Source organism: Synechococcus sp. H55.9, from assembly GCF_047462355.1.
Classification (GTDB): Bacteria; Cyanobacteriota; Cyanobacteriia; order Thermostichales; family Thermostichaceae; genus Thermostichus.
Window position 1 is genome coordinate 1,586 of the sequence record NZ_JANSJB010000066.1, and the last position, 6,509, is coordinate 8,094.

Sequence of the window (6,509 nt, forward strand, 5' to 3'; positions counted from 1 at the left end):
GAGCAGCAGCAGATGCATGTGCTGAGCTTGAAGGCGGCGTTGGAGCGCAAGGGCCTGGATGTCCCGCCTCGTGCCGATACCTCCAGACCTGCTGGCGCGAGCGATCAAGCTCTGTCTCCCAAGCCCCCAATTCAGCCCCTGCCGGCTCGGGCAAGCAAGCGGGCGGTCGATCTGCCCAGGTTCTTGCCCCGTCCGTGATGCAGCCTCTTCCCCCCCGCTGGCTGGAAGTGTGGGTGGATCATCCCCATTTGGGCGGTTGCTTTACCTATCGCGTGCCAGAGGGATCCACCCCAGAGGCCGGCGACCTGCTCAGTGTGCCCTTTGGTCAACAGATCGCAGGGGGGGTGGCTTTGGGCTGGCGCTCGGAGCTGCCGGCAGGAGTGGATCCGCAATCGGTGCGGGAGATCGAGGCGGTGGTGGCCAAAGGGATCCTGCCCAAGGAATTCTGGCCCTTGCTGCAGCGGGTGGCCGACTACTACCTTACCCCTCTGGCCCAGGTGGTGCGCACGGTTCTGCCCCCTGGTTTGCTCAGCCGTTCTCAGCGGCGTATCCGCCTGGTGCGATGCCCGGAAGCGGTGGGGGGATGTTCGCCGGCTGCCCGAACCCTGCTGGAGCTGCTGCAGGCCAAAGGGGGAGAGCTGTCTTGGCGCTACATCCAACAGCAGATGCCCGGCGCCGAGCTGGCCCTGCGGGAACTGCAGCGACGGGGTTGGGTGGAGAGCTTTTGGCAGGAGCAGCAGGGGGGTAGGATGAAAACCCAACTGGCTGCCAGTCTGGCCGACGACTCCTCGGAGGGGCTGAGCTTGCCCCAGCAGAAGGCGCTGCAGATCCTCAAGCAAAAAGGGGGGGAGCTGCTGCTCACCGAGTGGGAGCGCTTGGCAGGAGTGAGCCGAGCGGTGTTGCAGGGGCTGGCCCGCAAAGGCCGTGTCCACCTCTACGAGCGACCGCTGCTGCGGCTGGCAGATGCCCACTTGCCGGGGTGGCGGGATCTGCCCAAGCCCCTGACGGCAGCCCAGGCCGAGGCGGTGGAGGCGATCCGACAAGCCTTGGGTCGGCCCCGGCGGTTTCTCCTGCACGGGGTCACCGGTTCTGGCAAGACGGAAGTGTACCTGCAGGTGATCGCCCAGGTGCTGCAACAAGGGCGGTCGGCGCTGGTGCTGGTGCCGGAGATCGGCCTTACCCCACAACTGATGGATCGCTTGCGGGCGCGGCTGGGATCCCAGGTGTGGGCCTACCACAGCGGCCTCTCGGAGGGGGAGCGCTACGACACCTGGCGACAGATGTTGACCGCCACTCCCCAAGTGGTGATTGGCGCCCGCTCGGCGGTGTTTGCCCCCTTAGCCAACCTCGGCCTCATCGTTTTGGACGAGGAGCACGACGACAGCTTCAAGCAGGATCAGCCCCAGCCCTGCTACCACGCCCGTCAGGTGGCCGAGTGGCGGGCCGAGCTGGCCAACTGTCCCTTGGTCTTGGGCAGTGCCACACCGGCGGTGGAAACCTACGCCGCCCATCTCCAGGATCCGCAGCGGTGGATCCGGCTGACCCTACCGCAGCGCATTCCCCAAGCTGGGATCCCGACCACCCTGCCCCAACTGGAGCTGGTGGATATGCGCCAGGAGCTCCAGGCCGGCAACCGCAGCATCCTCAGCCGCCGTCTGCACCAGGCCCTGCAGCAGACGCTGGAGCGGGGGGAACAGGCCATCCTCTTCGTTCCCCGCCGCGGCTACAGCACCTTTGTCCTCTGCCGCGGCTGCGGCTTTGTCCTCACCTGCGCCCATTGCGACGTCTCCCTCACCTTTCACCTGGAGGGCCGGCAAGAGCTGCGCTGCCACTACTGCGGCGCCCGCCAGCCCCATCCGCAGCGCTGCCCCGCCTGTGGATCCGCCTACCTGAAGCACTTCGGCACCGGCACGCAAAAAGTAGTGGAAGTGCTGCACCAGCATTGGCCACAGCTAGAGATTCTGCGCTACGACAGCGACGCCACCCGCCGCAAGGGATCCCACCGGGAGCTGCTGGAGCAGTTTCGCAGCGGCAAGGCCCAGGTGCTGGTGGGCACCCAGATGCTCACCAAAGGGCTGGACATTCCCCAGGTGACGCTGGTGGGGGTGATGGCTGCCGACGGCCTGTTGCACCAGCCCGACTACCGCGCCGGCGAGCGCACCTTTCAACTGCTCACCCAAGTGGCGGGCCGCTCAGGCCGGGGATCCCTGCCGGGGCAGGCGATCATCCAGACCTATCTGCCGGAGCACCCGATTTTGCGGGCCGTGCTGGCCCACGACTACGAGGGGTTTTTGCGGGCCGAGCTACAGCAACGGCAAGAGGGGGGCTATCCTCCCTATCGAGCCTTGATCTTGATCCGCTTGAGCAGCACTCGCCTGGAGGCTCTGGAGCGCTACTGCCATCAGGTGGCCGAACGTCTGCAGGGGATCCCGGCAGAGGTGCTAGGGCCGGGGCCGGCCCAGGTGGAGCGGGTTGCCGGACGCTACCGCTGGCAGATCCTGTTAAAGCAGCTTCCCGATCAAGCTTGGGATCGCTCCCAGCTCGCTGCACAGATTCACACCGCGATTGGCCATCCCCCCCAAGGGATCCGCGTCAGCTTGGATGTGGATCCCCTGCGGATTCTCTAGGGGCGGCCAGCAGAAGCAGAAAGCCCGTCGATCCGCAGAGATCTTGAGGTAGTCTGGTTTCGGGGCCACCCGTATCCAACTCAACTCTGGCAAAGCATGGCGGAGAACCGAACCGGCGCGTTTATTGGTGGGCTGTTGCTGGGAACGGCAGTGGGCACGGCTATTGGCCTGCTCTTAGCTCCCCGCAGCGGACGGGAGACGCGGCGACTCTTGAAAAAATCGGCAGAGGCGCTGCCGGAGGTGGCAGAAGACGTGACCAGCAGCCTGCAATACCAATCGGAAAAGCTGCTTGACTCTGCTCAAAAAAGTCTGGACGAAGCACTGCTACGACTGCAGCAGGCGGTGGCGGTGGGCAAAGAGGCCATGCTGCAAAAACGACAAGAACTGAGCCAAGCCCAAAACCGCAGCGCCTGGGCCAGGGAAGAAGCAAACTTAGAAGCCCAAGATCGACAGGAAGAAGCGCGATGACCGAGCCGGTATTTTGGTTGGGCCTCTCGGTAGGTCTGGTGGCAGTGGGCATTTTGGCGGTGATCCTGACCCTGCTGCCTGCCGTCATTCAATTGGGTCGAGCCGCCCAGAGCGTGGAACGCTTTTTCGACACGCTGCTGCGGGAATTGCCCCCTACGCTGGAGGCTTTGCGTCTGACCAGCTTGGAAGTGAGCGAGATCGCCGACAGCCTCGACGAAGGGGTCAAGGGGGCCGGACAGGTGGTGAAGCAGGTGAACCGCTCCCTGGAAGGGGCCCGCAACCAAGCCCGCGGCGCTCAGGTCAATGTCCGCAGCCTTTGGGCAGGGGTACGGGCGGCCTGGCAGGCGCTGTCCAGCGAGACTCCCCCCACCGCCATGCGTAACCCTCAGTTGCGCTCAGGCCAAGCTGGTCGGCCTTTTTCTGCTGCTGCGCCAAGCATTCCCTTGGGAGATATGCGCTCTTTTGCCAGCAAGGCAACGCCAGAGGGATCCCCCCCCAATGCGCAGCCTTCCCGACCCGATGCCACCAACCCGTGAGAGCTATCTGAGAATCCTCTGGAAGACGGGCACAGGAGGTTGGGGCTCTTGCCCGGCGGGAAGCCGGCCCCAACTGGCGTCTGGATCCCAGCGCAATTGGGTAACATCCTGCAAAGGAAACCCCATCTGCTGCAGGATCTTGAGGCTGAGGCTAGGAATAATGGGCGAAAGGGCTACCGCCACCCAGCGCACGCTTTCCAAAACGGCGTAGAGGATCTGGGCCACCTGTTCGCTTTGCCCCTGCTTGTGCAGCGTCCAGGGAGCCTGCTCGTCAAGGTATTTGTTGCTGGCTTGGGCCAAGCTAAGGGCTTTGCGGGCAGCGGAGCTGGGATCCAGCCGCTCGTAGGCATCGGCCACCGCCGGGGCTAGGCGCTCGACCAGGGTTTTGAGGGGGTGATCCGCTGCGATCTGCACCGGGGGAATGCGGTAGTCGGGCTGGTATTTTTTGAGCATATTGAGGGTGCGGTTGAGCAGATTCCCCAGGTCGTTGGCGAGGTCAGCATTGAGAACCTCGATGAAGCGGCCCTCGCTAAAGTCGCCATCCTTGCCCAGCTCAATTTCGGTCAAGAAATAGTAGCGCACGGCATCGGCGCCGTAGCGTTGCACCAGCTCAAAGGGATCCAGCGTGTTCCCCAGGCTTTTGCCCATCTTGAGGCCATCTTTGGTGAGAAAGCCGTGGCCAAAGATTTGTTTAGGCAGCGGCAGCCCTGCCGACATGAGCATGGCCGGCCAGTAGATGGCATGAAAACGGACGATGTCCTTACCCACTAGATGCACATCGGCAGGCCAGTAGCGGCGCAGGGCGTTCTCCAGGGTGGGCTCGTCGTGAGGATCCAAGGCGGCGCTGAGGTAGTTAATGAGGGCATCAAACCAAACGTAAAGGGTTTGGCTGGGATCCGCCGGGAAGGGGATCCCCCAGGAGACGCTGGGGCGAGAGATGGAAAAGTCCCGCAGGCCCTGCTTGACAAAGTTCATGACCTCGTTGCGGCGGCTTTCCGGTTGAATGAACTCCGGGTGCTCCGCATAGAGGGCTTCCAGTTTTTCCTGGTAGCGAGAGAGGCGAAAAAAGTAGTTTTCTTCGTCTTTCCACTCCACTTTCTTGTTGGGGTGAAGGGGGCAAAACCCACCTTCTAGGAGCTCTGACTCGTCCTTGAACTCCTCGCAGGCAACGCAGTACCAGCCCTGCTGCCGGCCAACAAAGATATCCCCCTGCTCCCAAACCCGCTGAAAAAACTCCCGCACAATGGCCTTGTGGCGAGGGTCAGTGGTGCGGATAAAGCGGTCGTAGCGGATATCCAGCAACCGCCAAAGCTCTACAAACTGGGCGGCAATCTCGTCACAGTGCTGCTGCGGCGGAAGGCCGCGCTCTTCAGCGGTGCGCTGGATCTTCTGGCCGTGCTCGTCAGTTCCCGTTACCATCAGCACATCCTTGCCCCGCAGGCGGTGGTAACGGGCGATGGCATCCGCTGCCATGGTGGTGTAGGCGCTGCCGATGTGGGGGGCAGCGTTGACGTAGTAGATGGGTGTGGTGATGACGAAGGTGGAATCCGGCATGAGCAGTTGCAGCGCTTTCCCCCATGATAAAAGTTGCCGGAAAGTCCGGCAGGCCGAGTTACGGGGCAGGGATGAAGCTGGCATTCAACCTAAAGGGATGGGGCTGCGGTGCCCTGGGGGCCGGGATCTTGGGCGCCGGGGCGGCTCTGGCCCAGCCTCTGCCGGAAACCCGCATCCCTTGCGAGATCCTCATCGCTGGGGGCGGGCTGGGGGGGGTGGCGGCGGCCTACGATGCCCTGCGCTTGGGGCGACAGGTGTGCATGACCGAAATGACCGACTGGATTGGCGGCCAGGTGAGCGCCCAGGGGGTCTCGGCTTTGGATGAGCGGCCCCTGCAGCGGGAAAACGAGATCTTTCCCCAGGGCTATAGAGAGTTTCGCCGCCGGGTGCGGGAAAAGTACGGCGGTGATCCCAACCCCGGCAAGTGCTGGGTGAGCGTGCTCTGCTTCTCACCCCAGGTGGGCCACCAGGTCATCCGAGAGATGTTGGATCCCTACCTGCAGTCGGGGCAGTTGCGGCTGTTTACCGAGACGGTGGTCAAGGACGTGGAGATTGAGAATTACCAAGTCCGCAGTGTGCAGGCCATCCGCAATATTCCCAAACACGCCGGCGTCCAGCCGGAGAATCGGGGGGATCTCTCCACCTACTTGCTGGATTTTTACCGCCTAGAGCCCACCGCAGACTGGGACAAAGAGATCCTGCGCTTTGAGCCGCCGCCGCAGCGGCAGGGCAAAACCCTACCTTGGGTAGTAATCGATGCTACCGAAACCGGCGAACTGTTGCCCCTGGTGCGGGTGCCCTACCGCCTTGGCACGGATGGGGAAAGCCGCTGGGAGCCCAGCTCCAAGCCCTACAGGGATCCCTACTGCACCCAGGGGTTTACCTACACCTTTGTTGTCGAGCGCTCCGCTGTGCCCCAGGTGCCCATCAAGCCGGAGTTCTACAACGACCCGCTGCACGGCCCCTACTACAGCTTTGAACAGCCGCGCTTTAACTTTGCTCTGGTCTTCACCTACCGCCGCATCCGGGGACAGGTATTTGGCTTTGGGGAAGAGGCCATCCGGGTGGGGGATCAATCCCTGCAGAACTGGACCTGGGGCAACGACTGGCGCATCACCGGGCCAGACAAGAACCTCATCCTCACCCACGAGCAACTGCAAGCCCATCTGGATCCCGGCGGCTGGATGGGGGGCTTGCGGGTAGAGGCGCTGCGGCGGGCCGAGCAACATGCTAAAGGCTTCTTCTACTGGCTGGTGGCGGGGCGGACGGATTTTCTCCTGCAGCAGGCGGATCCTGACTTTCAAAAGGACTTTTACCTGCGCTA

5 protein-coding genes and 1 pseudogene are annotated in these 6,509 nt (G+C 63.2%); 5 read left to right on the plus strand and 1 reads right to left on the minus strand.

The features are described from left to right. From NW857_RS09260 to NW857_RS09275, 4 genes and pseudogenes are all read left to right on the plus strand, one after another. Positions 1-198: pseudogene (locus tag NW857_RS09260) on the plus strand (hypothetical protein); the annotation flags it as partial. Then, complete coding sequence (gene priA, locus NW857_RS09265) at positions 198-2,627, plus strand: primosomal protein N' (RefSeq protein WP_414368761.1); 2,430 nt, start codon at positions 198-200, stop codon at positions 2,625-2,627. The pseudogene NW857_RS09260 and the gene priA, both read left to right, overlap by 1 nt. A 96-nt stretch (positions 2,628-2,723) precedes the next feature. Further along, positions 2,724-3,095, plus strand: a complete 372-nt coding sequence (locus NW857_RS09270) for a YtxH domain-containing protein (protein WP_414334785.1) — start codon at positions 2,724-2,726, stop codon at positions 3,093-3,095. Beyond that, positions 3,092-3,631: a hypothetical protein gene (locus NW857_RS09275; protein ID WP_414334786.1), complete on the plus strand. Its 540-nt coding sequence runs from the start codon at positions 3,092-3,094 to the stop codon at positions 3,629-3,631. The genes NW857_RS09270 and NW857_RS09275 overlap by 4 nt, the downstream gene beginning before the upstream one ends. A gap of 3 nt (positions 3,632-3,634) precedes the next feature. Here the strand turns inward: NW857_RS09275 and metG are convergent, their stop codons facing one another. Then, positions 3,635-5,185, minus strand: coding sequence for a methionine--tRNA ligase (gene metG / locus NW857_RS09280; RefSeq protein ID WP_414368752.1), 1,551 nt, complete (start codon positions 5,183-5,185; stop codon positions 3,635-3,637). 71 nt (positions 5,186-5,256) lie between these two features. On the opposite strand from metG, the gene NW857_RS09285 reads away from it, so the two are divergent. Beyond that, positions 5,257-6,509: FAD-dependent oxidoreductase (locus NW857_RS09285; RefSeq protein ID WP_414368754.1), on the plus strand; the 1,253-nt coding region annotated here is incomplete at its 3' end.